Source organism: Shewanella sp. 10N.7, assembly GCF_020806285.1.
Taxonomy (GTDB): Bacteria; Pseudomonadota; Gammaproteobacteria; order Enterobacterales; family Shewanellaceae; genus Shewanella; species Shewanella electrodiphila.
Genome location: NZ_JAJGZS010000004.1, coordinates 122,493 through 147,968 on the forward strand (window position 1 = coordinate 122,493; position 25,476 = coordinate 147,968).

The 25,476-nt window shown below is 38.9% G+C and carries 24 protein-coding genes, 1 tRNA gene and 1 pseudogene; 20 read left to right on the top strand and 6 right to left on the bottom strand.

Annotated features, from left to right (window positions below):
- The first annotated feature begins 82 nt into the window (after positions 1-82).
- The 18 genes and pseudogenes from LMH66_RS04100 (at position 83) to lldD (ending at position 19,362) form a co-directional block, all read left to right on the top strand.
- Positions 83-1,561, top strand: a complete 1,479-nt coding sequence (locus tag LMH66_RS04100) for an arylsulfatase (RefSeq protein ID WP_229368650.1) — start codon at positions 83-85, stop codon at positions 1,559-1,561.
- A gap of 46 nt (positions 1,562-1,607) precedes the next feature.
- Positions 1,608-3,002 carry a sulfatase-like hydrolase/transferase gene (locus LMH66_RS04105; protein ID WP_229368651.1) on the top strand — a complete coding sequence of 465 codons (1,395 nt, stop codon included), beginning with the start codon at positions 1,608-1,610 and terminating at the stop codon, positions 3,000-3,002.
- Positions 3,003-3,077: 75 nt separating this feature from the next.
- Positions 3,078-4,925 (top strand): alpha-L-fucosidase, encoded by a 1,848-nt coding sequence (locus tag LMH66_RS04110; protein ID WP_229368652.1) that lies wholly within the window; start codon positions 3,078-3,080, stop codon positions 4,923-4,925.
- Positions 4,926-5,003: 78 nt separating this feature from the next.
- The gene (locus LMH66_RS04115; RefSeq protein ID WP_229368653.1) at positions 5,004-6,572 is read left to right on the top strand and encodes an alpha-L-fucosidase; all 1,569 of its coding nucleotides are present in this window, start codon (positions 5,004-5,006) and stop codon (positions 6,570-6,572) included.
- Between the two features lie 14 nt (positions 6,573-6,586).
- Entirely contained in the window at positions 6,587-7,837 is a 1,251-nt protein-coding gene (locus LMH66_RS04120) for an alpha/beta hydrolase family protein (protein WP_229368654.1), read from the top strand.
- Between the two features lies 1 nt (position 7,838).
- Positions 7,839-8,624, top strand: coding sequence for an SGNH/GDSL hydrolase family protein (locus LMH66_RS04125; protein WP_229368655.1), 786 nt, complete (start codon positions 7,839-7,841; stop codon positions 8,622-8,624).
- Positions 8,625-8,901: 277 nt separating this feature from the next.
- Positions 8,902-8,985: pseudogene (locus LMH66_RS20545) on the top strand (hypothetical protein); the annotation flags it as partial.
- Between the two features lie 64 nt (positions 8,986-9,049).
- Positions 9,050-10,144: a glycoside hydrolase family protein gene (locus LMH66_RS04130; protein ID WP_229368656.1), complete on the top strand. Its 1,095-nt coding sequence runs from the start codon at positions 9,050-9,052 to the stop codon at positions 10,142-10,144.
- Positions 10,137-10,898: a 3-keto-disaccharide hydrolase gene (locus LMH66_RS04135; RefSeq protein ID WP_229368657.1), complete on the top strand. Its 762-nt coding sequence runs from the start codon at positions 10,137-10,139 to the stop codon at positions 10,896-10,898. The genes LMH66_RS04130 and LMH66_RS04135 overlap by 8 nt, the downstream gene beginning before the upstream one ends.
- 398 nt (positions 10,899-11,296) lie before the next feature.
- A complete protein-coding gene (locus tag LMH66_RS04140) occupies positions 11,297-11,602 on the top strand; it encodes a UxaA family hydrolase (protein ID WP_229368658.1) in 306 nt (101 codons plus the stop codon).
- Positions 11,599-12,792: a UxaA family hydrolase gene (locus tag LMH66_RS04145; RefSeq protein ID WP_229368659.1), complete on the top strand. Its 1,194-nt coding sequence runs from the start codon at positions 11,599-11,601 to the stop codon at positions 12,790-12,792. Before LMH66_RS04140 ends, LMH66_RS04145 begins: the two co-directional genes overlap by 4 nt.
- Before the next feature lie 15 nt (positions 12,793-12,807).
- The gene (locus tag LMH66_RS04150; protein WP_229368660.1) at positions 12,808-13,842 is read left to right on the top strand and encodes an aldo/keto reductase; all 1,035 of its coding nucleotides are present in this window, start codon (positions 12,808-12,810) and stop codon (positions 13,840-13,842) included.
- A 58-nt stretch (positions 13,843-13,900) separates the two neighbouring features.
- The gene (locus LMH66_RS04155; RefSeq protein ID WP_229368661.1) at positions 13,901-14,728 is read left to right on the top strand and encodes an amidohydrolase family protein; all 828 of its coding nucleotides are present in this window, start codon (positions 13,901-13,903) and stop codon (positions 14,726-14,728) included.
- Positions 14,729-14,740: 12 nt separating this feature from the next.
- Complete coding sequence (locus tag LMH66_RS04160) at positions 14,741-15,517, top strand: SDR family NAD(P)-dependent oxidoreductase (protein WP_229368662.1); 777 nt, start codon at positions 14,741-14,743, stop codon at positions 15,515-15,517.
- Positions 15,518-15,566: 49 nt separating this feature from the next.
- Positions 15,567-16,952, top strand: a complete 1,386-nt coding sequence (gene fucP, locus LMH66_RS04165; protein ID WP_229368663.1) for an L-fucose:H+ symporter permease — start codon at positions 15,567-15,569, stop codon at positions 16,950-16,952.
- A gap of 9 nt (positions 16,953-16,961) precedes the next feature.
- On the top strand, positions 16,962-17,300 hold the full coding sequence (locus LMH66_RS04170) for an L-rhamnose mutarotase (RefSeq protein ID WP_229368664.1): 339 nt from the start codon (positions 16,962-16,964) through the stop codon (positions 17,298-17,300).
- Between the two features lie 49 nt (positions 17,301-17,349).
- Positions 17,350-18,198 (top strand): fumarylacetoacetate hydrolase family protein, encoded by an 849-nt coding sequence (locus tag LMH66_RS04175; protein ID WP_229368665.1) that lies wholly within the window; start codon positions 17,350-17,352, stop codon positions 18,196-18,198.
- Positions 18,199-18,222: 24 nt separating this feature from the next.
- Entirely contained in the window at positions 18,223-19,362 is a 1,140-nt protein-coding gene (lldD, locus tag LMH66_RS04180; protein WP_229368666.1) for an FMN-dependent L-lactate dehydrogenase LldD, read from the top strand.
- Between the two features lie 206 nt (positions 19,363-19,568).
- Here the strand turns inward: lldD and LMH66_RS04185 are convergent, their stop codons facing one another.
- From LMH66_RS04185 to LMH66_RS04195, 3 genes are read right to left on the bottom strand one after another with little or no spacing between them, the layout of a single operon-like run.
- The gene (locus LMH66_RS04185; protein ID WP_229368667.1) at positions 19,569-19,799 is read right to left on the bottom strand and encodes a hypothetical protein; all 231 of its coding nucleotides are present in this window, start codon (positions 19,797-19,799) and stop codon (positions 19,569-19,571) included.
- Positions 19,792-21,015: an Arm DNA-binding domain-containing protein gene (locus LMH66_RS04190; protein ID WP_229368668.1), complete on the bottom strand. Its 1,224-nt coding sequence runs from the start codon at positions 21,013-21,015 to the stop codon at positions 19,792-19,794. Before LMH66_RS04190 ends, LMH66_RS04185 begins: the two co-directional genes overlap by 8 nt.
- Positions 21,008-21,259 carry a hypothetical protein gene (locus tag LMH66_RS04195; RefSeq protein WP_229368669.1) on the bottom strand — a complete coding sequence of 84 codons (252 nt, stop codon included), beginning with the start codon at positions 21,257-21,259 and terminating at the stop codon, positions 21,008-21,010. The genes LMH66_RS04190 and LMH66_RS04195 overlap by 8 nt, the downstream gene beginning before the upstream one ends.
- A 90-nt stretch (positions 21,260-21,349) precedes the next feature.
- Between LMH66_RS04195 and LMH66_RS04200 the strand changes: the two genes are divergently transcribed.
- Positions 21,350-21,577: a helix-turn-helix domain-containing protein gene (locus LMH66_RS04200; protein ID WP_229368670.1), complete on the top strand. Its 228-nt coding sequence runs from the start codon at positions 21,350-21,352 to the stop codon at positions 21,575-21,577.
- A gap of 1,069 nt (positions 21,578-22,646) precedes the next feature.
- Here the strand turns inward: LMH66_RS04200 and LMH66_RS04205 are convergent.
- Both LMH66_RS04205 and LMH66_RS04210 read right to left on the bottom strand, forming a co-directional pair.
- A tRNA-Val gene (locus LMH66_RS04205) sits at positions 22,647-22,723 on the bottom strand.
- Between the two features lie 204 nt (positions 22,724-22,927).
- A complete protein-coding gene (locus tag LMH66_RS04210; protein ID WP_229368671.1) occupies positions 22,928-24,298 on the bottom strand; it encodes an MATE family efflux transporter in 1,371 nt (456 codons plus the stop codon).
- A gap of 30 nt (positions 24,299-24,328) precedes the next feature.
- Here LMH66_RS04210 and LMH66_RS04215 point away from each other — a divergent pair, with 30 nt between their 5' ends.
- Positions 24,329-24,970, top strand: a complete 642-nt coding sequence (locus tag LMH66_RS04215; protein WP_229368672.1) for a riboflavin synthase subunit alpha — start codon at positions 24,329-24,331, stop codon at positions 24,968-24,970.
- Between the two features lie 38 nt (positions 24,971-25,008).
- Here the strand turns inward: LMH66_RS04215 and LMH66_RS04220 are convergent, their stop codons facing one another.
- Entirely contained in the window at positions 25,009-25,209 is a 201-nt protein-coding gene (locus LMH66_RS04220) for a CPXCG motif-containing cysteine-rich protein (protein ID WP_102527293.1), read from the bottom strand.
- Between the last annotated feature and the right edge of the window lie 267 nt (positions 25,210-25,476).

Consider the following 25,476-nt stretch of genomic DNA (forward strand, 5'->3'; position numbering starts at 1 on the left):
GATTAATTTACATGTTTTAAGAAAAATGCTTTTAAGCAAACATTCTGTTCTGGTCGCGTTGTTATTGATAACTTCATTATTTATGAGCTTACAAACGTTAGCAGAGCAGAGCAATTCGCTGACTAATAGTCGTCCAAATATTATTTTTGTACTTACAGACGATCAAGGGTTAGGAGATTTTTCAGGCACGGGCAATCCGATACTAAAAACGCCGAATATCGATCAGTTTGCCACACAGTCTACACGATTTACGGACTTTCAAGTAAGTCCAACTTGCGCGCCTACTCGTGCGGCAATGATGAGTGGTCGTCCCCCTTTTGAAGTTGGTGTAACACACACGATTCTGCAAAGAGAGCGAATGGCGTTAGACGTTGTAACTATGCCGCAAGCATTACAAAAAGCAGGTTATACAACCGGGTTGTTTGGAAAATGGCACTTAGGTGATGAGGAAGAGTACCTGCCGCAAAGTCGAGGCTTTGATGAGGTGCTAATGCATGGGGCTGGTGGCATTGGACAATATAGTTTAGGTGATTTTAAAGCAAATACTAAAAATCCATATTTCGATAATGTTCTACTTCATAACGACACTATTGTGCAAACGGAAGGGTTTTGTACCGATGTGTTTTTTGACGCAGCGCTTGGTTGGATAAAAGACCAGCATGAGACAAAAAAACCATTCTTTGCTTATATATCACTAAATGCCCCGCATGGTCCTATGTATGCACCTGATAAGTATAAAAAACGTTTTTTAGATCTCGGTATCGATAAAAGTTCTGCCGCTCGTTATGGCATGGTGGAAAATGTTGACGATAACTTCGGCAACATGATGAAGACATTAAAACAGTGGAATGCGTTAGAAAATACCTTAGTTATCTTTATGACAGATAACGGCATGAGCATGGCACCGATAAAACAAAATGGCAAAAAGTTCTATCCATACAATGCTGGTCTAAAAGGACGTAAAAACACGCCGTGGGAAGGAGGAACAAATGTGCCTTCTTATTGGTATTGGCAAGGCAAGTTAGAAAGTGCAGACGTTGATGGTCTTTCGGCTCATTTAGATCTATACCGTACTTTTTCTGACTTAGCTGGCGCAAAAATTCCAGCAAGCAAATTACCTCCTAAAGGTCGTTCATTAGTGCCTTTATTAAATGAACCTAAAGCTGACTGGCCTGATAGAAAACTATTTATTCACAAAGGGCGCTGGAACGATGGCAGAAAAAGCAAAAGAACACGCGAAGAAAGTCAATACGCAAGTGCAGCGATTCGAACCGAACAGTGGCGTTTAGTGTTTGGTTTAAACAAAGACAAAGTGATCACTTATTTATCAGACATTCATCTTGATCCTGGTGAAACGACTAATCTATCGGACAAATATCCTGAAGTCGTAAAGGCGCTAACCGCAGAGTATGACAAATGGTGGCATTCAACAGAGCCTTACTTAGTGAATGATGGGTTACCTATGGTTTCGCCAGAAGAACAACCATTAACGCTTAAATATAATCAACAAATGAAAGAGAAAGGCATACCAAACTGGAAGCCAAGTTGGACAAACAGATAACCAACGGTTTACGCCTAACATAAAAATAATGATAAAGAGTAGTACGATGAGCTTTAAAATATCAAATGTATTGTTGGCAGGAGCGCTGTTATTAGTGGGATGTTCGGGGACGTCAGCTAATACTGTTGACAAGGCTTATAATAGTAAACCTAATATTATATTTATCTTTGCTGATGATTTTGGCTGGGGCGATATAAGTAAACATGGTCATCCAGATATCAGAACACCCAACATTGACCGTTTAGCAGAAGAGGGGTCAGAGTTCTATCAATTCTCGGTGTCAAATCCGGTCTGTTCACCAAGTCGTGCAGCAGTAATGACTGGGCAATACCCAGCAAGAAACAACGTGCATCGTCATTTTTCAGGAATTGATCATCATTTGAATTTTTCGATGGCTGACTGGTTGGATCCTACGATTACAAATATGCCAAAAGTGATGAACTCTGCAGGATATGTTACTGCGCACTTTGGGAAGTGGCACTTAGGTAACAATGGTGGAGCGCCAATTCCAACGGACTATGGTTATGACGAGGCGAAAGTATTTAATGGCAAAGGCCCACAAACAACGTTCGCTCAATTATACGATGATGCAATTGAGTTCATTCAACGTAACAAAGAGAAACCATTTTTTATCAATTTATGGATTCATGAAACCCACTTACCTCACGATCCAAGTGAAGAGTCTCTGGCGAAATACCAACATTTGAGTGAACAAGATCGTGTCTACGCAGCGGTTGTTGATGGAGCTGATCAACGCATAGGAAAAGTACTGAAAGCGCTGGATGAGTTGAATCTAACTGGCAATACCTTAATCGTATTTTCCAGTGACAATGGGCCAGAGCATACCGGTGATAAAAAGCGTCATAACGACGGAAAACTGAACATAATGCAAGGTAAATACCCATACGGGAAATACTACAGTACAGGATCATCAGGCGGATTACGTGGTGGAAAGCGTGATACCTATGAAGGCGGATTACGCGTACCTTTTATTGTGAGATGGCCAGCGCAAGTGCCAGCAGGTCGTGCTGATACTGAATCAATTGTCACGGCTGTAGATTTGTTACCGACATTTGCAGAAGTCGGTGGTGCGTTATTGCCAGACAATTATCAGTCAGATGGTCAGAGCATATTAAGCCTATTAAAAGGTGGCAGTAGCGAACGCAAGCAACCGATGTTTTGGGAATGGCGATACGGTAATGATGAAAACATGCAGCCAATGCTAGCTGTGCGTGACGGGGCATGGAAATTATTCTTACATCAAGAAAGTGGTGACGTTGAATTATATAACGTGATGCGTGATCGCGCTGAAACCATGAATCTAGCACAGCGATATCCAGAGCGTGTTGATCGTTTATCGGCATTAGCGCTGGCGTGGAAGGCAACGCTACCTGAGCAACCATCAATAAACGCAACCTCTAAAAGTCGAGTTCAGCGTTAAAGTATAAAAAGAGTTTAGTGTTATTCGAATAACTTAAATAACACATTGATACAACATAAAATTTTGGGAACTGTTATGAAAATCTTTAATAAGAACCTGATATCAAGCGTAGTTGCTGTGATGTTATTAGGCAGCAGTGCGTCAACATACGCGCAAGAAAAATCACTGTCTATGGATGAGTTATGGGGCGATTCAAGTATGAAAACCTCACAAAACGTTGACAAAGAGAGTCAAAAACAATTCATCCAAGACAAATATTCAATGTTCATTCACTGGGGACTCTATTCAATCCCAGGGGGAGAATGGCAAGGAAAAACTTATTACGGAATTTCTGAATGGTTAATGTCTAACCGCGTTGCCGACATCCCAGTCGATCAATATAAGGAATTAGCGACAGATTTTCATCCTGATAAATTTGATGCTAAAGCGATCGTGCAATTGGCTGTTGATGCCGGTATGAAAAATATAGTTATCACGGCTAAACATCATGAAGGCTTTGCTATGTATCATTCTAAAGCCAGTGATTATGATATTGAAGATGCAACGTCATTTCCTCGTGATCCATTAAAAGAGTTAGCTCAGGCCTGTGAAGAAGCAGGCATTGGCTTAGGTTTTTATTATTCGCAAATGCAAGATTGGTATGAACAAGGTGGTGCTGGCGTTGCGTGGACTTCATCTGAGCAAAAAGGTGACTTTGATAAATACTTCGATGAAAAGGTTGTTCCGCAAGTAACTGAACTACTAACAGAATACGGCCCAATTCGCACGGTATGGTTTGACACACCGGGCGGTATGACCAAAGAACAATCGCTAAAACTGGTACATTTGGTTCGTAAACTACAACCGAAATCATTAATCAACAGCCGTATCGGAAATGGTGTGGGTGATTTTTCTACGCTAGGTGATCACAGTTTATCGCAGGTAAATCATCCAGGCTTATGGGAAACGATAGATACAACAAATAATAGCTGGGGATATGCCTGGTATGACAAAAACTGGAAATCAGGCACTGAAATTTTACGTCGTCTAATTTCTACAGTAGGTCGTGGTGGTAACTATATGATCAATATTGGTCCCGATGCCAAAGGAGGTGTTCCTGAGTTAGCGCAAAAAGGGCTATTAAGTGCGGGCGAATGGCTTAAAGAATATGGTCACACTATTTATGGCGCACAGGCTTCACCGTGGGGACGCGCTCAAAGCTGGGGTGACATTACCGTTCAAGGTAGCAAAATCTATTTACACATTTTTGATTGGCCTCAAGACGGCAAGATTCATTTGTCGGGTCTTAAAAATCGAATTTTGTCGAGCACAGTGTTAGGTGACGGCTCGAAAAAAGTGTCTATATCTAAACAAGACAATGGTTGGTTAACGGTTAATGTTCCGCTTCAAGTACCAAGCGCTCATATTCCAGTAATCGAACTGGAAGTAGCGGGAACACCAAAAGTTGACGACACGCCAGGAATCGATCCAAGTATCAAAACGACTCTTAACTCAGCCTTTGCAGAGTGTAAAGGTTGTAAAAATGTTGAAATCCGCTGGATGCAAAAATTTGGTGACTGGAATTATGCTAACAACCTATTGAACTGGAAAGATGGAGGCAAGGGCACTTGGCAAGTAGAGGTTGCTGAGGCTGGTCGTTATTACTTAGAAGTTGAATATTCTGCAGACGATATAGTTGATTTCAGCGAATGGTTTATAAACTTTGGCGATCAATTCTTGATGTTACAAGCATTGGATACTGGCGAGCGTAAAGATTCAAAACGTCAACCTAAAGGCCGAACTTTGTATCGATATCGTACAGATGCTGTAGGCGTTGTGGACTTAACCGCTGGCAAACAAGAGATTTCTGTTACACCAAAAGGTAAAGTCGTTGGTGGTGGCATTAATCTTCGTGCAATCCACTTAACACCGGTAGAAAAATAATCGGCTTATTCTTCTGAAACGCTTCGCTGTAAGCACTATAGCGAAGCGCCTTTTAAACATAAGTTTTGGCTAATAATTATGAAAATAAAAGCAATTATGATAGCGGCTGTTCTTACAGGTTTGATCGCTTGCTCGACTCAAACCGAAGAATCAATTGAAGTAAAAAATAATAAAAAAATCGATGCCAATTGGCAGTCATTATCAAAACATTATGATGTGCCAGAATGGCTTGTTGATGGGAAATTAGGTGTTTGGTTTCATTGGGGCATTCCTTCAGCAACCGATGAAAATCGTCCTAATGATGGTTCATGGTACGGCTTTAGAATGTATACGCCAATCGTGGGCAAGAAAACCAAAGATGGTGAACCGCATCCGTGGGAATTTTTTGCGCAGTGGCATATTGATAATTACGGTCATCCATCACAGTGGGGATATGAAGATATGATCCCATTATTCAAAGCTGAGAAATGGGATCCGGACGCACTGGTTAAAATGGTAAAACATAATGGCGCGCGATTCATTATGCCTGTCGCTACACATCACGACAATTTCGACATGTACGATTCTATTCACCCTTGGAACTCAGTCAACAAAGGGCCAAAGAGAGATACGTTAAAAGAGTGGAAACAAGCAGCTCAAGAACATGGTCTAAAGTTTGGTGTTTCAACACATTTATATTGGTCCCCTAGATTTTTTCAGCATGCTCGAAAATACCAAAAACTGGGAACGGCAGAATGGTCGCTATTTAATATGGACTACGATCCTAAGAACTACGCGAAACAAGATAGTTGGAATGAACATTGGTACGCCCGAAGTTGGGATCTGATCAGCAAGTACGATCCTGACATGTTTAATATTGATTCACCTTATCCAACAATTGAGCAAGGAAGAGGCTTAGGTATTAAATTATTTACTGACTACATCAATAAAGACTTAGCCGAAAATAACGGTAAACAGTCAGTTGTATTGTCTTTTAAAGATAAAGAAGCAGATCGAACTGCATTTACTTATAATTTAGAGCGAGGTGCCTCTGGTGTGATACAGCCTGAGCCTTGGATGTGGGCAACAGACTTATCAGGCGGTTGGTTCTACCGAGCAACAGCTGTTAATAAAATGAAAGTTCCTGTCATGGTTGGCAATGCCGTTGATGCGGTCAGTAAAAATGGTGTTGTCATGCTTAACATTGCTTTGCGAGGCGATGGTACAGTACCTGAAAAACAACAGGAATACTTAGACGCAATAGGCGAGGTTTTCAGAACAAATGAAAAAGGTTTATACGGTTCTCGTCCTTGGATAACGCCGGGTGAAGGTCCTCTTAAAATTAAAACAGGCCGTCAAGGTGAAAACAAATTCCCTTATTCTCAACAAGACGTCCGTTTTACCACTAAAAATGGAAACCTTTATGCATTTGTATTAAGCAAGCCAACGCAAGATATTGTGATTACAACGTTAGCTACTAGTGGCGTCTTAACTCAAAATATTGAGTCGGTGTCTATGTTAGGCAGCGATGAAAAAATCAAGTGGCAGCGTAATGAACAAGGTTTAATTATTAAGCTACCAAGAACACTTCCGGGTGAACATGTGGCTGGGTTTGAAGTCATATTGGATGCGCCAACCGAAGCGTCGCCAATTATTGCCAATAGATAGCAGGGCATAACTCCATGAAATTGCATGTTAGATTATTTAACAAATATTTAATTATCGCGCTGACCTTTTTAATGGTTAATACGGTTCATGCGTCTTACCAAGAAGCATTAGATAAAGTATTAGCGTTACAAACGCTTACGGAAGCACCCATTGCAACATTAAAATCTGGACAAGCCGTTTACATTCAAGCTGGCGAACTCAAACCAATTTTTTACGATGCACTACTTTACCAAGGTAAACCAACCAAAGTTTATGCGTGGCTTGGTTTACCAAAAGGTGCGTCTGCCAGCAACAAAGTACCAGCGATGGTATTGGTTCATGGCGGTGGTGGGACAGCATGGAAAGAGTGGGTGGAGAAATGGAATGCTCGTGGTTTTGCTGCGATCAGTATCGCCACAGAAGGGCAGACTGATGACTTGTTAACGCAAAAAGAAAAAACAGGTCGTTGGCGTTGGCAAGCTCATGATTGGCCAGGGCCAAGACGTCCAGGAATTTATAACGACACAAACAAAAAGTCGTTAGAAGATCAATGGATGTATCACGCTGTCGCAGATACGGTATTGGCACACTCACTATTACGTTCTTTACCACAAATAGATACCAATAATATTGGATTGATGGGGGTTTCTTGGGGTGGGGTGATCACCAGTACAGTGATTGGAATTGATCAGCGTTTTGCATTTGCTATACCTGTTTATGGCTGTGGTGATTTATCTAAGGCAGACAACAAATACGGTAAAGCATTAGGAAACAACGAACTTTACAAAAATGTTTGGGATCCAAAACTACGCTTGCATCGTGCTGAGTTACCAACATTATGGTTATCTTGGCCGGGAGAGCAACACTTCCCGTTAGACAAGCAGGCCGTTAGTTATCATAAAGTAACAGGTAAGCATATGGTGAGCCTTATTCCAAAAATGGGGCATAGCCAAAAAGCGGCAATGAAGCCAGAAGACAGTTACGCTTTTGCTGAGAGTATTGTGACACAGAATAAACCATGGGCGAGCCAAACTGCAGTAACTGTAATCGGACAAGATGTATCCGTTACTTTTACAAGTAGCAAAAATTTGGATAGTGCCATGCTCGTTTCATCAACTGATAACGGTGTATCTGGCAGTAAAAAATGGCAACAGAGTCCAGCAAAAATTATTAAAAAAGACGGGCAATGGCTGATAAAGTCGCGCCTAACAAAAGGTACAACCGCTTGGTTTATTAATGCTAAAAGTGGCAATTTGACCATTAGCTCACATTACATGGAACAATAAAATGCAAATATTTAAAGCTTGTTTTTCTAGTTTATTTATTGCCTCAATCATTGTTACTTCAATGGGAACATCGGCCACAGAATCAAAAGATGCTTGGAACAAACTTGCAGGTGCAAAGCAATCTGAGCGTCCAGAATTTTCATATTTGACCAATAATCCGTATTTGTCGAATGTTTTGATTTATGGTGATTCAATCTCAATTGGTTATACACAACGTGTTCGAGAGCAATTACAAAACCAAGCGAATGTTTATCGATTGTACCGAAATGGCGGTGAATCAGCGTCGTTCATCAAAAAAATGACAACAATGCACAAACTAATGCAAAGTGAAACACTCTCTCAACCGTGGGATTTCCAATGGGATGTTATTCATTTTAATGTGGGTTTGCATGATTTGAAGTATGTTTTAAATGGGAAACTTGATAAAAAAAATGGCAAACAAGTTTCCTCGTTAACCCGCTATAAACAAAATTTACATGCGATCGTTGCTTATTTAAAAGAGTTGGCACCTAACGCAAAGTTAATATTTGCAACCACAACACCGGTTCCAGAAAATGCAGACGGACGTAATGCAGGCGATGCTCAAAAATATAATCAAGCGGCGTTGAGCGTTATCAAGCAATACCCTTCGATAATCATAAATGACTTATATCGTTTGACTAAACCGGTACAAACTGCATGGTGGATTAAACCAGGAGATGTTCACTACAATAAAACAGGCAAAGAAGCCCAAGGTGATCAAGTTGCAAGTTTCATAAAACATGCACTTACAACAAATAGTGATTAAGCACCAATGCGTCCTCCGTGTGTTTGTTACATTTGTTCAGAGTTAGCGCAGTATCATCTCACTGCAATAAAAGCGAATAATTTTAAACAATATCAATATGATACAGGGGTTTATTATCATGTTACCAAAGATGATGTTTGGCCTTTGGGCATCGAATATCAGCCGTGCTCAAACCATTCGCTTCTTATAAAGCAGCCCAAGCGTAATCAGCTATAAAATCAGTCAAAAACTTTAAAGTGTTGAAACAAGTGAGTCGTAAAAATACTTTGATTTTGGATTATCGATGGACTTTGCAAATCAACAGGATTATGAATTTTACAATAATCATCAAGCACACGTTGAATTTGTTGAAAAACGTTAGTTGGTTGAAGTGGAACACTTTTTAGAAATTGATTATCAACCAATGGAATAGTTGGAGCTAGGTGATGAATAAATTGACACGCATATTGGTCTGTCTTGCCTGTGTTTTGGCAATAACGATAGGTTACGCAGCTAGGCATAAGTCTCAGTTCATAAGTGTTGCGAAAAAGCAAGTTGATTCAGCTCCAACGTATAAAACTCGCGCATCGAACTTTACGGATTCATTAACTCCTGGAAAGTTTATCTTACCTGCTAAGAAAGGCTGGTGGAATTGGGGCATGGCGCCTATTTATGATGGACAAGGAAAATTGCATGTTTTTAACTCAGCGATACCTTATAAAGGTGAAAGTGGCATGGGTTTCTGGAAGTTCAAAAGTGAAATTAATCATTATGTTGCAGATTCAGTAGAAGGCCCTTACGAGTTAGTAAAAACACTTTTTGCAAGTGATAAACGAACTTATCACAATCCGCAAATATCAAAAGTTGGCGATACATACGTACTGGTGTTTTTATGCAAGTCAGTCACTAAGGGAAGTAAGCAAGCCATTGGAATGGCGACAGCAAAATCGCTAAATGGCCCATGGACCGAAAACCCTAACAATCCAATTATTCGCCCAACCGAAAATACACACAATGCGGCTCACGCTTCAAATCCAACATTTGTTGTTGATAGAGAAGGTAAATATCGAATCTATTACAAGTCGATGTTCAAAGGTTCAAAGTTTAGAGAAATATCCGTCGCCATTGCCGATAATGTTGAGGGTCCTTATGTCGAACACCCCAAAAATCCAATAATCAGTTTTAAAGATATTAAGCGTGATATCGAAGATCCATATGCTTTCTTCTATAACGACAATTACTACATGATAGTTGAAGACCGAATGAATGTCGCGGGCGCTCTGGCAGGTGATTTTTCTAAAGTTAAAAATGGAGGTTACCGACCAGGTCTGTTGTTTAAATCGAAAGATGGTATTAACTGGCAACAACCAGAACTGAGCTATAAAACAGATGCTGATTACTTTGGGGTGGAGCTATCGCGCAGTGAACGTCCGCATATTTTGTGGAAAGATGGTGAACCTGAGTATTTGTTTCTCGCCAACCATGGCAGTCATGAAGCGGGTTACTATTTAAAAATAAATGACTGGCAAACAAATGAGTAAAAGTATCTGCGCTCACCAAATCAGTGAGATAAACGTGGGTAATCCGGTAAAATATATAGGCACGATTTTACTCTATTGTTTTTGGTGTGCGTTTGTATCTGCGCAGCAATTAAATGAAGCGATAGAACCGTTGATTGAAGGTGATAATGTTATTTCACTAAGCCAAGACAATACTTTAGACAATTGGCAAGTTCCTTCAAACCTTTGGTCGATTAAAAATGGCATCATCATTGGTGATACAAAGGGCGAAAAGCTTGATGCCTCGCAATGGTTGTACACAAAACAGTCATTCAAAGACTTTGAGTTTACTTGTGAATTAAAACTAAGTGGCGACGAGCGGCGTAATACAGGTATATATTATCGCGTTAAAACGTTTTTGTTCACAAATGCCAGAGGCACTAAGTCTTACATGGCCCCATCAGGATATGAGTTTGACGCAGCATTCTATCAAGATAACGGAATAAATAATAAGCGCAATGATCGCGGTGCGTTAGCCGATTGGTATGCTCGTCGCTCCCTACGTATTCTTGCGGATCAGTCGCTCATTAACAAAGTATTTAAAACGGACCAATGGAACCGCATGACGATTCGTGCACTAGCGAACCGGTTGGAATATTGGATCAACGGTATAAAAGTTATGAATTATGTCGACCACGACCCTCAAGCATCACGTGAAGGCCTTATCGGCTTTCAGCTCCACAATGGCTCTGCCATGAAAGTTGAATTTAGATATATCGCTGTGCAAAGGCTATAACGGTAACCAACCCGCAGAATACTAAGTTCGTGCTTTTATAGTCAGCTTAACTAAAAGCTGAAACACTCATTTTAAAAGCGCAACCATTCCAACTGATACACTGTGCATTTTTGTGTTTAAATGTACACATCAAGCAGTCGCTTGCCACAAGACATTAGTTTACTATTTGAACCTGCTTAATAACGTTGTACTCTCTAATTTACATCATTGAACCCGAATTGACCGCCTGTGTGTTTAAATATAAAAATACATAAAATTATTGACGGTATGATTTATTAGTGGTTAAATGAAATTAGTCTTAGCAACGGTGACAATGTTGTCTTGTCAGTATCTGTGAGCGTGCATTTTCACCGTGAGTAATGTAGTCGCTTATTAAAGATTAATTGTAGGATAGTGAAATGATAAACAAACACTTTGTTCTCTTGAACGAGGCAGATAATGTTTTTGTATGTTGCAAGGAGTTGCGTGTAGGAGAGTCAATCGCATTAGAAGGCGCTGATACTGTTATGACTTCAGATATCACCGTAGGGCATAAAATTGCACGTAAGCAAATCGCTCAAGGTGAGAAAATTATTAAATATGGCGTTTCAATTGGCTCTGCCACACAAGATATTGCTTTTGGAGAGCACACCCATATGCATAATATGAAAAGTGATTATATTGCTAGTCATACCCGTCAAAAAAGAGCAGGGGAAGAAAAATGAAAGGCTTTTTAAGGGCTGATGGACGTAAAGGGATTCGCAATGTTGTACTTGTTACTTATCTAGTTGAATGTGCCCACCATGTCGCCAGAGCAATTGTGAATAACTCCAATTATGATGATGTTCAGTTAATTGGTTTTCCTGGATGTTATCCAAATGAATATTCACTAAAGATCATGGAAGGTCTTTGTACGCACCCGAATGTTGCCGGTGTGGTAATAGTTTCCTTAGGCTGTGAAGGGTTTAACCGAGAACACTTATCTAAGACTATTGAAGCTAGTGATAGACCTGTAAGTACGTTAGTAATCCAGAAATCAGGCGGGACAAAGAAAACCATTGAAGCAGGTATTGCTAGTGTTCGTGAAATGCTTTTGGTTGCAGAAAAAATTCAGTCAGTGCCAATGGATATGAGCGAACTTGTTGTCGGGACTATTTGCGGCGGATCTGATGGAACGAGCGGAATTGGCGCTAACCCTGCCGTAGGCCATTGCTTTGATAGACTCATTGATGATGGTGCAATTTGTATTTTTGAAGAAACAGGGGAATTGATTGGCTGTGAGCAGATCATGGCTGAACGGGCTATAACACCAGAGCTTGGCGTTGAAATCATGAAGTCCGTTGAAAAGGCTGAACAATATTATACCACAATGGGTTACGGAAGTTTTGCTCCAGGTAACGCTGAAGGAGGCTTATCTACACAAGAAGAAAAGTCTATGGGGGCCTATGCAAAATCCGGCAGTTCGAAAATCCATGGCCTAATAAAGCCAGGAGATATACCTAGCCAAGGTGGTTTGTATTTAATGGATGTAGTGCCTGATGGTGACCCTCTGTTTGGTTTCCCAAACATCGTAGATAGCGCAGAGATAGTTGAGATGATCGCGTCAGGTTCGCACCTTATTCTATTTACGACAGGGCGTGGTTCAGTCGTCGGCTCTGCTATTTCTCCAGTGATTAAAGTTTGTGCAAATCCGGAAACTTATGAAAATTTATCTGATGATATGGATGTTAACGCCGGAAAGGTTATAAAAGGTGAAGCTAGTGTCGCTCAAGTAGGTGATGAAATCTACGAGCTGGTTAAAAAGGTAGCCCAAGGGCAAGCTTCTAAATCAGAAGAATTAGGACATCAAGAATTTGTACTAACTTACAAGAAGTTTGAACGTATTGGGCCTTCTTGTTTACCAACCGTTAGATAATTGAGTTTATTGATTATGTTTAGAAAGCGACAAATAGGTAAAACTAATATCCAGGTAACTGAGTTAGGCTTTGGTGCGGCATCTTTAGGTAACTTATATAAAGCCATATCTAATGAAGAAGCTACATTAACATTAAGTTCAGCGATTCATTCAGGTATTAACTTGTTTGATACAGCTCCAAGGTATGGTTTAGGCTTAAGCGAACGACGAGTTGGCGATGTACTGAGAGAGTTAGCTCCCTCAGAATATGTTATTTCCACAAAAGTCGGCCGAATTCTAACACCAGACCGTAAAGCTAATACTAAAGAATTGAGATACGGTTTTGATACACCAATGCCATTTGATGCACATTATGATTATACCTATGACGGCATAATGCGCTCATTTGAAGATAGCATTCAGAGACTCGGCATAGCAGAGATTGATATTTTGCTAGTTCATGATATCGGTGCAGATACGCATGGTGATAAAGATGAATTTTATTATAACCAGTTGTCTGAAAGTGGATATAAGGCAGTTGATGAGCTTCGAACTCAAGGTCTGATTAAAGCGGTTGGTTTAGGGGTTAATGAAACTGAAATTTGTGAACGAGTAATGGACATCGGTCAGTTTGATTGCTTTTTATTAGCTGGACGCTATTCATTGTTAGAGCAAGATGCGTTAGATACCTTCTTACCTAAGTGCGAAAATCATGGCGCTTCTATTATTCTAGGTGGCCCTTATAACTCCGGCATCTTAGCAACGGGTGTGAAAGGAGAGGGCGAACCTCACTATAACTATCAACCAGCACAAGCTGACATCATTAAAAAAGTAAGAGAAATTGAAGATGTCTGTGAACAATTTCAAGTTCCATTGGCAGCAGCTGCTTTGCAGTTTCCTCTAGGACATTCAACGGTTGCAACGGTTATCCCTGGTTTAGGCAGTGAACGACGAGTTAAAAAAACTGTGGAGTTATTCCACCACGATATTCCTACCGATTTTTGGTTGCGTTTAATAGAAATTGGCTTGTTAAGACAAGATGCACCGCTTCCTAAATCTAATGCAAAATAAATGACGCTAGATTACCTAAGACAATCTAGTTAAATATAAATAAAGCTAAGTGATTAACATGAAACGCATAGATAGCCACCAACATTTTTGGCAAGTCGATAGAGGTGATTATGCTTGGTTAACCCCTGAGTTAACTGGCCTCTATAAAGATCATCTACCACAAAGTATTCAGCAGTACTTAACGCAAGAAAGCATCTCTCAAACGATTTTAGTGCAAGCAGCTGATACCGTTGCTGAAACTGACTTTATTTTAGCGTTGGCAGAACAGCATGACTTTATTGCTGGTGTTGTTGGTTGGATTGATATGGAAAGCTCAACGGCTATAGAGCAGTTAACTCGCTTAAATCAAAACCCTTATTTTAAGGGGGTTCGTCCAATGATTCAGGATATCGTTGATGTTAATTGGATGCTTAAGTCAGAGCTTGCACCAGTTTTTGACTATTTAATTGCTAATGATTTAACTTTTGATGCGTTAGTCAAACTTGAACATATTGATGCTTTATTGCAATTACTTAAGCGTTACCCGACATTAAAAGTGGTTATCAATCATGGCGCTAAGCCTGATATTGCAAGCAATCAATGTCACCAATGGTTTGAACAAATTGAACTTGTTGCTAAGGAAACTTCAGCTTACTGTAAGTTATCAGGCTTGATTACTGAAGCCAGTATTAATACTTCAATGGCCGCATTAACGCCATATATGGAACATCTTTATTCTGTATTTGGTAGTCAACGATTAATGTGGGGCAGTGACTGGCCGGTGATTAATTTAGCTGCAGATTACCCAAGCTGGATTAAATGCTTGGAAAACTTCTTAAGTAAACTTCCTGTAGAACAACAACAAAGTATTTGGGCTGAAAATGCTCAAAGCTTTTATCGAATTTAAGAGGAGTTTTTTATGAACAACAGATTTGAACATAAAGTCGCTTTAGTGACTGGAGGCGGTAGCGGTATTGGCCAAAATACAGCGGTTAAATTTGCTGCAGAAGGTGCTTATGTCATTATTTTAGACATGGATATCAATAGTGCCAACCAGACAAAATCAACGATTGAAGCTGCTGGTGGTCAAGCTGAAGTTTTTGAATGTAATGTAGCCAAGCAGCAACAAGTTAATGACATTGTTGACACTATTTCAAAAGACCGTGAAATCGATATTCTAATTAACAATGCAGGTATTGCCCATGTTGGCAATATTGAAGGTACAACTGAAGAAGACTTAGATCGTGTTTACAACGTTAATGTCAAAGGTTGTTATAACTTAATGCATGCGGTTGTGGCTAAAATGAAGGCGAACAAATCTGGTGTTATTTTAAACCTTGCTTCAATTGCTTCAAGTGTTGGTATTGAAGACCGATTTGCTTACTCAATGAGTAAAGGTGCCGTGTTAACTATGACTTACTCAGTAGCTAGAGATTATATTGAACATGGCATTCGTTGTAACTGTATAGCACCAGGCCGTGTTCATACGCCATTTGTTGATAACTTCTTAGATAAGAACTACCCCGAAAATCGAGATGAAATGTTCGATAAACTTTCTAAATCACAACCTATAGGGCGTATGGGGAAGGTTGATGAAATTGCTGCGTTGATCTCTTATTTATGCTCCGATGAAGCGGCTTTTATAACGGGTAGTAACTTTCCAATTGATGGTGGTTTTGTAACCTTAAACAATTAAATATATAAAAATACTAAGTTTAAAATAACAACAATATAGAAGACTTATTATGGCAGAACAAACAATCAATCCACATGAAGGTGAAAGAATGATGAATGAATCAAAAATATCGAACACATCACCTGAAATAGTACCAAGAGCATATCTTGTATCTTTTATCTTAATTACATTGTGCTTTCCGCTTTGGGGTTTTGCCAACGACATAACTAATCCATTAGTTAAAGCCTTTTCTAAAGTATTACAAATGACAGCCGCAGAGGGGACTTGGGTACAAGTCGCTTTCTACGGTGGTTACGGTGCTATGGCTATTCCTGCGGCAATATTTATAAAAAAATACACTTATAAAGCAGGGTTAATGTTCGGCTTAGCATTTTACGCTTTAGGGTCTTTCCTGTTTGTTCCTGCTGCAGACGCTCAATCATTCACGCCATTTTTACTTGCTTTCTTTGTGATGACTTGTGGATTATCATTTTTAGAAACCAGTGCTAATCCTTATATACTTTCTATGGGCCCCGCGGAAACAGCCACTCGACGTTTAAATCTTGCACAAGCATTTAACCCTGTTGGTTCGCTTTTAGGCATGTTTGTCGCCACACAGTTTATTATTCAAAAGCTTAACCCAGCTACAGGTGAAGAACGCCGTAACTTAGCGGCAGATGGCTCGTTATCAGCACTGGAACAGTTATCTGTAATTACTGCTAATGACTTAGAGGTTATTCGTGACCCATATTTAGTTATCGGTGCTGTTGTTTTTATCATGTTACTTATTGTTGCCTTCAAAAATATGCCAACAACAGAAGAGAAGTCTCAAGATTTAGACATTACAGGCACATTCAAACGTTTATCGGCTAACCAAAATTACCGTGAAGGTGTTATTGCGCAAATGTTTTATGTTGGCGCACAAATCATGTGTTGGACCTTTATTATTCATTACGGCACAGAAGTTTTTGTTCAACAAGGTATGACTGAGCAAGCGTCAGAAGCTAAATCTCAAATGTTAAATATTTATGCCATGGTAATTTTTTGTTTAAGCCGTTTTGTTTGTACTTTTTTATTGAAATACATTAATCCGAGCAAATTGCTTATGCGATTAGCTGCTGGCGGTATGGTTTTTACCTTAGCCACTATCTTTTTATCAGGCGTTGCTGGTATTTATGCGTTAGTGGGTATCTCGGCTTGCATGTCGTTAATGTTTCCAACAATTTATGGTATTGCATTATCGGGTACAGGTGATGATGCAAAATTAGGCGCAGCAGGACTTATTATGGCGATTGTAGGTGGAACGTTTTTACCCATGGCACAAGCATCAATTATTGATATGAAAATGGTTTTTGATGGTTTTTCTGCGACTAAAGCTTCGTTTGTTTTACCGTTAATTTGTTTTGTAGTGATTGCCATTTATGGAAGGCGTTCACAGAAACACTTACCTCAATAGGCTAGTACTATGACAACAAGACATTGTTTTGCTTTAGACCTTAAAAATAATCCAAAACTTATTGAAGAATATAAACGGTATCATTTACCTGGTGGTGTATGGCCAGAGATAATCCAGAGTATAAAAGGCGCTGGTATTGAAGCCCTCGACATTTATTTAGTCGGTAATCGTTTGTTTATGATCATGGACGTTAATAACAATTTCTCATTTGAGGCAAAGCAAGCAGCAGATTTAAGCAACCCTAAAGTTGTCGAGTGGGAGCAGGTTATGTGGCAATTCCAGCAACAACTGCCTTGGGCAAAAGGTGATGAGAAGTGGTTGCAAATGGAAAGTATTTTTACGCTTTAATAATAAGCGTTAACAAGTTCAAAGTTAATTTAAGTATTAGGAAATAAAAATGAAGTTAATGAGAGTTGGAAAGCCAGGACAAGAAGTTCCTGCAATTTTAGATAATGATGGTGTTATTCGTGATTTATCTGCACATGTTAGCGATATTGACGGCAACTTATTTGCTGATGATTCAGTTAAAGCTATCGCTAAATTGGACTTAAGTACTTTACCTGCCATTGATAGAAGCATTCGAGTTGGTCCTGCTGTTTCAAAAGTAGGGAAGTTTATTTGCGTTGGTTTAAATTACGCAGACCATGCGGCAGAGTCTGGCATGGAAGTCCCTTCTGAGCCTGTGTTGTTTATGAAAGCAACGTCATCGATTATTGGTCCAAATGACGCAGTAGTTATTCCACCTAAATCGGAAAAGTCCGACTGGGAAGTTGAGCTAGGTGTAGTAATAGGTAAAGAAGCTAAGTACGTTTCTGAAGCTGATGCTGTTGAGTATATTGCGGGTTACTGTGTAATTAATGATTTATCTGAGCGTGAATTTCAAATAGAAAAAGAAGGCCAGTGGTGTAAGGGCAAAGGTTGTGACACGTTTGGTCCAATCGGCCCTTATTTAGTGACCACTGATGAAGTAAAAGATTCTAACGAATTAGATATTTGGTTAGAGCTAAACGGTGAGCGTGTTCAAGATGGTAATACTCGTACTATGGTGTACAAAGTGCCTTTCTTAGTGTCGTATATTAGCCAGTTTATGAGTTTACAACCAGGGGATATCATCAGCACAGGAACACCTCCAGGTGTAGGTTTAGGCTTCACACCACCTAAATACCTTAAAGAAGGTGATGTCATGCGTTTAGGTATCTCAGGTTTAGGTGAACAACAACAAACGGTTGAGCGCTACAAAGCTTAAATATGCAATAGGATTGGTGACAATATGATTATTTCTTCCCCAAACGATTACCGCGCTGCAGCTAAAAAAATATTGCCACCATTTTTGTTTCATTACATCGATGGAGGCTCTTATGGTGAGCACACGCTTCGAGATAATATTAATGATTTAGCAGGTGTAGCCTTAAAGCAGCGCGTGTTGAATGATATGTCTGACCTAGACTTATCGACTGAAATTTTCGGTGAAAAGCTGAGCCTGCCTATTTCACTTTCACCTGTAGGATTAACAGGGATGTATGCTAGACGTGGAGAAGTTCAAGCCGCAAAAGCCGCTGAAAACAAAGGTATTCCTTTTACCATGTCGACTGTTTCGGTATGTCCTATAGAAGAAGTGGCCCCTGCTATTGAGCGGCCAATGTGGTTTCAATTGTACGTGCTTAAAGATCGTGGCTTTATGAAAAACGTGTTAGAACGTGCAAAAGCAGCTGGGGTTAAAACGTTAATCTTTACTGTTGATATGCCTGTTCCTGGAGCAAGGTACCGTGATATGCACTCAGGTATGAGTGGTTCATTTGCCTCGTCTCGTCGAATTTTTCAAGCGATGCGCCACCCTAAATGGGCATTTGATGTTGGTTTATTTGGTAAGCCTCATGATTTAGGTAATGTCTCCGCTTATCGTGGTGAACCAACAAACCTTGAAGATTATATTGGTTGGTTAGGTGATAACTTTGACCCATCTATTTCATGGAAAGATTTAGAATGGATTCGAGACTTTTGGGATGGCCCTATGGTTATTAAAGGGATATTAGATGTTGAAGACGCTAAAGACGCCGTAAAATTTGGTGCTGACGGTATTGTTGTTTCCAACCACGGTGGCCGACAATTAGATGGAGTATTATCTTCAGCAAAAGCATTACCTAAAATAGCAGATGCAGTAAAAGGAGATATAAAGCTGTTTGTTGATTCAGGTATTCGTTCAGGACTTGATGTAGTTAGAATGTTAGCGCTAGGGGCGGATTGTGCGATGTTAGGTCGTTCATATATCTATGCATTAGCTGCACAAGGGCAATGTGGCGTTGAAAATATACTCGACCTTTATGAAAAAGAAATGCGCGTTGCCATGACATTGACGGGGGCGAAGTCGATTCAAGATTTAAATCGTAATTCGTTAATTGGTACTCTTTAATAGGGGTTACTTCAATCTAGTTAAATTATTTATCACTCCTTTGGAAAAGTTAACGTAATAAAACGGCGTTAACTTTTCTCTCTTTTAGTTAAAATCGCAAGGTCAACATTCAAAATTTCCAACATATAACTGTGCAGTGGCAAGAAACGACCAACTAATTCTTCATTTTTATCATGAGAAAAATTCACTATATTTGAGTTTTGATCTTAAGTGCATTGAATGTTTACTGGTTTGATTGCACAAATAACAATATGTCCATGATAGTCATATGTTATTCTTCTCTTTGCTAAACCATGTGAAAACTGACAGTTTCTTGCAATTTCTACAGTGATAATTGCACTTATTACATTTCCGGATGAAATAAATTCACAGCTTGTTGTCGGACGGTGTGCGCCACACTTTATATTTTTTACCCAAGAAAATATTGATTTATTCATAAATATTTTCCGATGCTGTATGAAAATTTACTTGTTCAATAAGTCGATCAAAGGCACTTCCATCTTGTCTAGTCGCATTAGGGACATAACGACTATAAACTTCGAACAACATTTTGGTCGTGCTATGACCCATCTGTTTGGCAATCCACTCGGGGTTCTCTCCAGCGGCAAGCCATAACGTCGCACAAGTGTGCCTTGTCTGATATGGACGTCTTCTTTTCAAACGCATTTCATCCAACGAAGGGTACCAAATGCGCTTGGTAACATTGCGGTGATCTAGTGGATTACCATTTGCATTGCAAAATACATAATCTTTATTGCCAGTCACATTGCGCTGTCTTTTTAATGCTGTAACTACAGGTTGTGATAGTTGGATGCTTCTATATGATGCTGTTGTTTTTGGCGTCTCAACATTTCCGTCAACCAGTGTTTCCTGGATCAAAATTTCGTTTCGGTCTAAATTTACATACTGCCATTTAAGCCCATCAATTTCAGCCGTTCTCATAGCAGTGAAAAATCTCACAGTATAATAATCGCTAAAATCTTCACGTACTCTCGACAAAAATAGCTGAACTTCAGCCAGTGAAAACGGTTCAATGGCTGTTTTATTAATTTTTAACGGTTTGATATTGATAAACGGAGTAGGGAAGTCAAAGCGCAAAGCTGCTTCATTCAGGATCCCACGTAATGGAGTCATTACATGATTTATCCAGTCATTGCTAAGCTTTTTTGAATGTTTTGTTTTCCGTTTCGGTTCAATAATACTCGCGCGGTACTTGATAATTTGAGCTCTGGTAATTTGGTCCATGGTATATGCACCAAATGCAGGTATTAAATATCGCTCAAATATCATAGATACATTTTTACTGTGACTTAGCTTCCATTGAACTTTATTTTCGACTAGCCATTCGTCAGCGAATTGACTAAAAGTAGGAATGTTTAACAGTAACTGCTCTGTCAGTTCTGGTTCGCTTTCTTTGACAAACTTAATTTGTTCATCATATTTTTTAAAATCCTCACAACGTTTACTATCAGGAAAGATGTCTGAGTACACAAATCGATCTAATCGGATTTGCGCTTCAATATTGCGTAACACACTTTCTAACCGACTACGGTTGAGCTTGGTATCATTCAATAACGTCTGTTCACGACATCGAATACCTTGATAGTAAAAATCAAAAAATAGCTTCTGATTACGGGATCTGATACTAGCCATGACAAATTCCTCCCTTAGCCATAGGAATAATGAACTTTTGGCTTTGGTATCTGGTAGGTTGATACAACTCTTTTTCTATCTGTTCCCACACATAAAAAATCTTTCGTGACCCAAACGGCCTAATGTAATGAACTCCTTCAAAAAAAACCTTGTCCTTCAATTTACTGTTGATGTAATCTGGATTGAACTTTATGAGTGGTGAAAGCTCTTTAGCTGTAAGCAGTGTTTTTGGCTGTAAACTCATTGGCGTATCCTCACAAGAAACTTTAAACTAATTTAACCTTATTTAAAGTTTCTTTCAAGGATACTTTTTATAATATTTAGATATAATGAAATGATTAAATATAACCTAAAAGAATTAATAGCGGCAAAAGCATCAATAGAAAAACGTAAAATCACACTGGATGAAGTTGCCAGCGCTGCAGGTGTTAACAAGGCTGCTATTTCTAAAATGTCTTCTAACAGTAATTATTCAACAACAACACGCACACTTGATGCTTTGTGTATTTATTTTGACTGTAGAGTTGAAGACATCATTGAGCATGTAAAACCTATAACGTAATCTTGTTGATTAAGTGTATGTTTAATATGCCTAAATAGGCAGTCAATTGTTTTTACTTATCGTTACATGCAAAATTTTTATGATCATTATTATTGCAACATATAAGTAGTTAATGTCCTGTGGTCAAGAGTTCGCCTATGGTAACTAACTAAAACCTTAGACTTAATCGTAAGTTCGTAAGAACACGTGTTTCATTGTAAAGATAGAACTGGAAAGAAAAACCTGTTCTAAGAAAGGTGAGTTGGATATACATATCATTCCGAGTTTAAGTTTAGTAGATATTTATCGATTTTGACTGGATCAGCGTGCTGGAAATACGTTTATCGTAAATTAATAAAATCATGGAAATAAATTAATCTCACCTCAAAATGTTCGATTGTATTTTTATTCAAGAAATACATTACCGATAAACTCATTGTCACCAATGGAAGAAATCTATGGTTTCACAATCCTGAAAGCCATGCCAAATGAATCTCCTAAACTGTTGAGTCAGCCTTACGTCTGCCCTATGTTCATTAGAATTATCATAATGAAGACTTAATACACCATTCCTAGTCAATCGTATTTTTTTCACAAGCAGCCCAATATGTGTCTAGATTACGACAAATTGAAATTTAACTGTGTTAAATATTCCATTGCATTAAACGATTAAGAAAGCTGGGATTGTTTTCCAAACCTTTAGACAATCCTAACAAAAGTTTTTATTGCCATTTATGCGTTGTTGTATATGTGCTCAGCAGAGTTAATCTTAATAAGTAAAATTATTTACTCAGACATGTAAGGGATGTAAAACCAGCCTGAGCTAAAAAGATGTACACTTTGAAGGATTTAAAATTAACAGGGTAGGGGTCAGTATAAATTACATCAAAAACAGCCTTGGGCACGTGGGCACAAGTTTGGGCACAAATAATGTTAACTATGATTTTTACCAGCGTATTCACATATTTACTTATTGAGTTATTGAAACGTTGTGTCTGTTTAAATTTTTAAGATAGAAGTTTGTGAATTTTGTTTGGGCACAGAATTAAGTAATTTAAAACTAGATAAGGAATTGAATTAAAACAAGAAATGGTACAACTGAGTGGATTCGAACCACCGACCCCCACCATGTCAAGGTGGTGCTCTAACCAGCTGAGCTACAGTTGTATCGTTTCAAGAAAACAAATTTATGTAATCTTTGGAACGAGCGATATATTACGGTATACAGAGACTGATGCAAGTAAAAAAACTAAAAAAGTGTTCGAGTGGTGATTTGCTGTTCACATTGAACTTAATAACAGCATATAAGCTTAAATATTCGTAGCTTATATGCTGAAAATTAATTTATTGGTTTTTATCTCTTAACCTTTATCAGCTGTGATCAGAGATAACCGCTTTTAATTTTCCTGAAGTTTGTATGTATCGCAGTCTTATGGCAAAAAGGATTGCAGCACTGGTTAATCCTGCGATTAAGCCAATCCAGAAACCATGAGCGCCCATCGCAGGGACAATCAAATCTGTTCTTGCCAAGGTATAGCCTAATGTCATTCCTATAGCCCAATAGGAAACCAAGGTAATATAGAACGCACTTTGAGTATCTTTATATCCTCTTAATGCCCCCGCTGCGACGACTTGAATAGAGTCAGACAACTGATACAAGGCAGCTAAGAACATTAAACTACCTGCTAAGGCGACAACCTCAGGATTATTATTATAAAGCAGCGCAATTTGGGTTTTGAACAAGACGGTAATTACTGCAGTGAATACGGCTAATGAAAACGCGATAAATAGGCCAATTTTTGTTACCAAGTTACTGATCTCAAGCTTATCTTGACCAAGGTAGTAGCCCACGCGAATTGAAACGGCAATACCTATTGATAATGGCAACATAAATACGATAGAAGAAAAGTTAAGTGCAATTTGATGACCTGCTACCACTGTTGCGCCTAAAGGGGCTAACAGAAGGGCAATTACTGCAAATAAGCTAACTTCAAAAAACAATGCCATCGCAATCGGCATACCATGTTGAGTCATTTCCCAAATGGTTTTCCAGTTTGGCTTGTTCAATGTACTAAAAGGCGCGATTTGTTTAAACTTTTGATGAAACTGCATGTAAATCATCATAGCAATGAGCATTGCCCAGAACACTAAAGCTGTTGCAATACCACAACCTGCGCCGCCCATGGCTGGAACGCCAAAGTGTCCATATATAAATATATAGTTAGCGGGTATGTTGACAGCTAAACCCACAAAACCAATCACCATGGTAGGTAATGTATAGGATATGCCTTCAGAACAACCTCTTAAAATTTGATAAAAGATGAACGCAGGTACACCCCACATAAAACCATGTAGGTATCCTGCACTTAAATCTGCTAATTCAGGATCCAGCTCCATCATTGTAAAAATGGTTTTAGAAAATGAGAGGAACAGCAAAACACCTATAGTACCGATTATGGCAATATAAAAAGCTTGCGACATTAATGGCTGTATTGCTTTCGGGTTATTCGCACCATGGTGGTGGGCAAATACAGGTGTAAATGCGAGAATAAGACCTTGTACAAAAAGTAATGCTGGTAACCATAAACTGGTTCCAATTGCGACAGCAGCCATATCGACAGCACTGACTCTGCCAGCCATTACAGTATCGATAAACCCCATCATTGTTTGGGTAACTTGTGCAATTAATACTGGCAATGCCAGTTGTATTAATTTTTTGGCCTGAAAGCCTGTGTGATTCATTAGAAAACCTTTTAACTAACGAGTGAAAATATGTTTACTGGTATCGTGCAAGCCACATGTGATGTGGTTTCGATTAAAGAGCAAAGCGGTTTAAAAACGTTTGAAGTCAAAATTCCAGAAGAGCTGCAACAAGGTTTAGAAACCGGTGCGAGTGTTGCAAATAATGGCGTATGTTTAACTGTCACTAAACTCGAGAATGATAGAGTTTATTTTGATGTAATGGAAGAGACGTTACAGGTTACAAACCTAAATTTTGTTAAGCCAGGTAGCAAAGTTAATATAGAGCGGTCGTTAACCTTCGGAAAAGAGATAGGCGGTCACATTTTATCTGGCCATATTCATGCTATGGCAACCATAACCGAAGTAAGTAAAACAGACTCACATTATAATCTCACCCTAAGTGTTCCTGAAAAGTGGATGGATTATATTTTTTATAAAGGCTTTGTGGGTGTTAATGGTTGCAGTTTAACCGTTGGAGAATTAGAGAATAATCATTTTAAACTGCACCTTATTCCTGAAACACTTAAATTGACTAATTTAAGTGACTGTATCATTGGTGATAAAATTAACATCGAAATTGACAGCCAAACACAAGTAATAGTCGATACTGTTGAGCGTATTCTTGCCAAAAAAGCATTAACGAATATCGACCTAGCCAATCTAATCAAATAACACTTAACCCAAGACATTAGGATGAATAGCTTTAATTATTAATAAAGCTGTTCATCGTCAGAATCTATAAAGAGTTGAATTGTTCGATTAGAATCATTCACTTGTAGTCGCATGTGGATTGAATTACAGCAAATACGGCAATCATCATAATATTCCTGATCCCCTAAACTGGTGTCGATATGCACATGTTGGTTATGTCCGCAGTGTGGACAGCTAATTATTTTACTCACTAAATTCATACAAACTCCTTGATGACTTGAATAAGTGTGTATCTGATAAATCCGTTTCTTTCGTCAGTAATTATAGTTGACTCTAGTCAATGTCAATTGACTTTAATAACTAAAGCTTCAGTCAATTTAATTCCATTTAAGAAGGAATATTTTAATCAATACCTTAAATAACAGAAAAAGTGTCAATATTGTAGATTAACACTAGCGCATCACTTGCTTGCAAAAGTGCTTTTCACATACAATGCAACTTCATGCCACTATCAGCTCAGGCTCCTG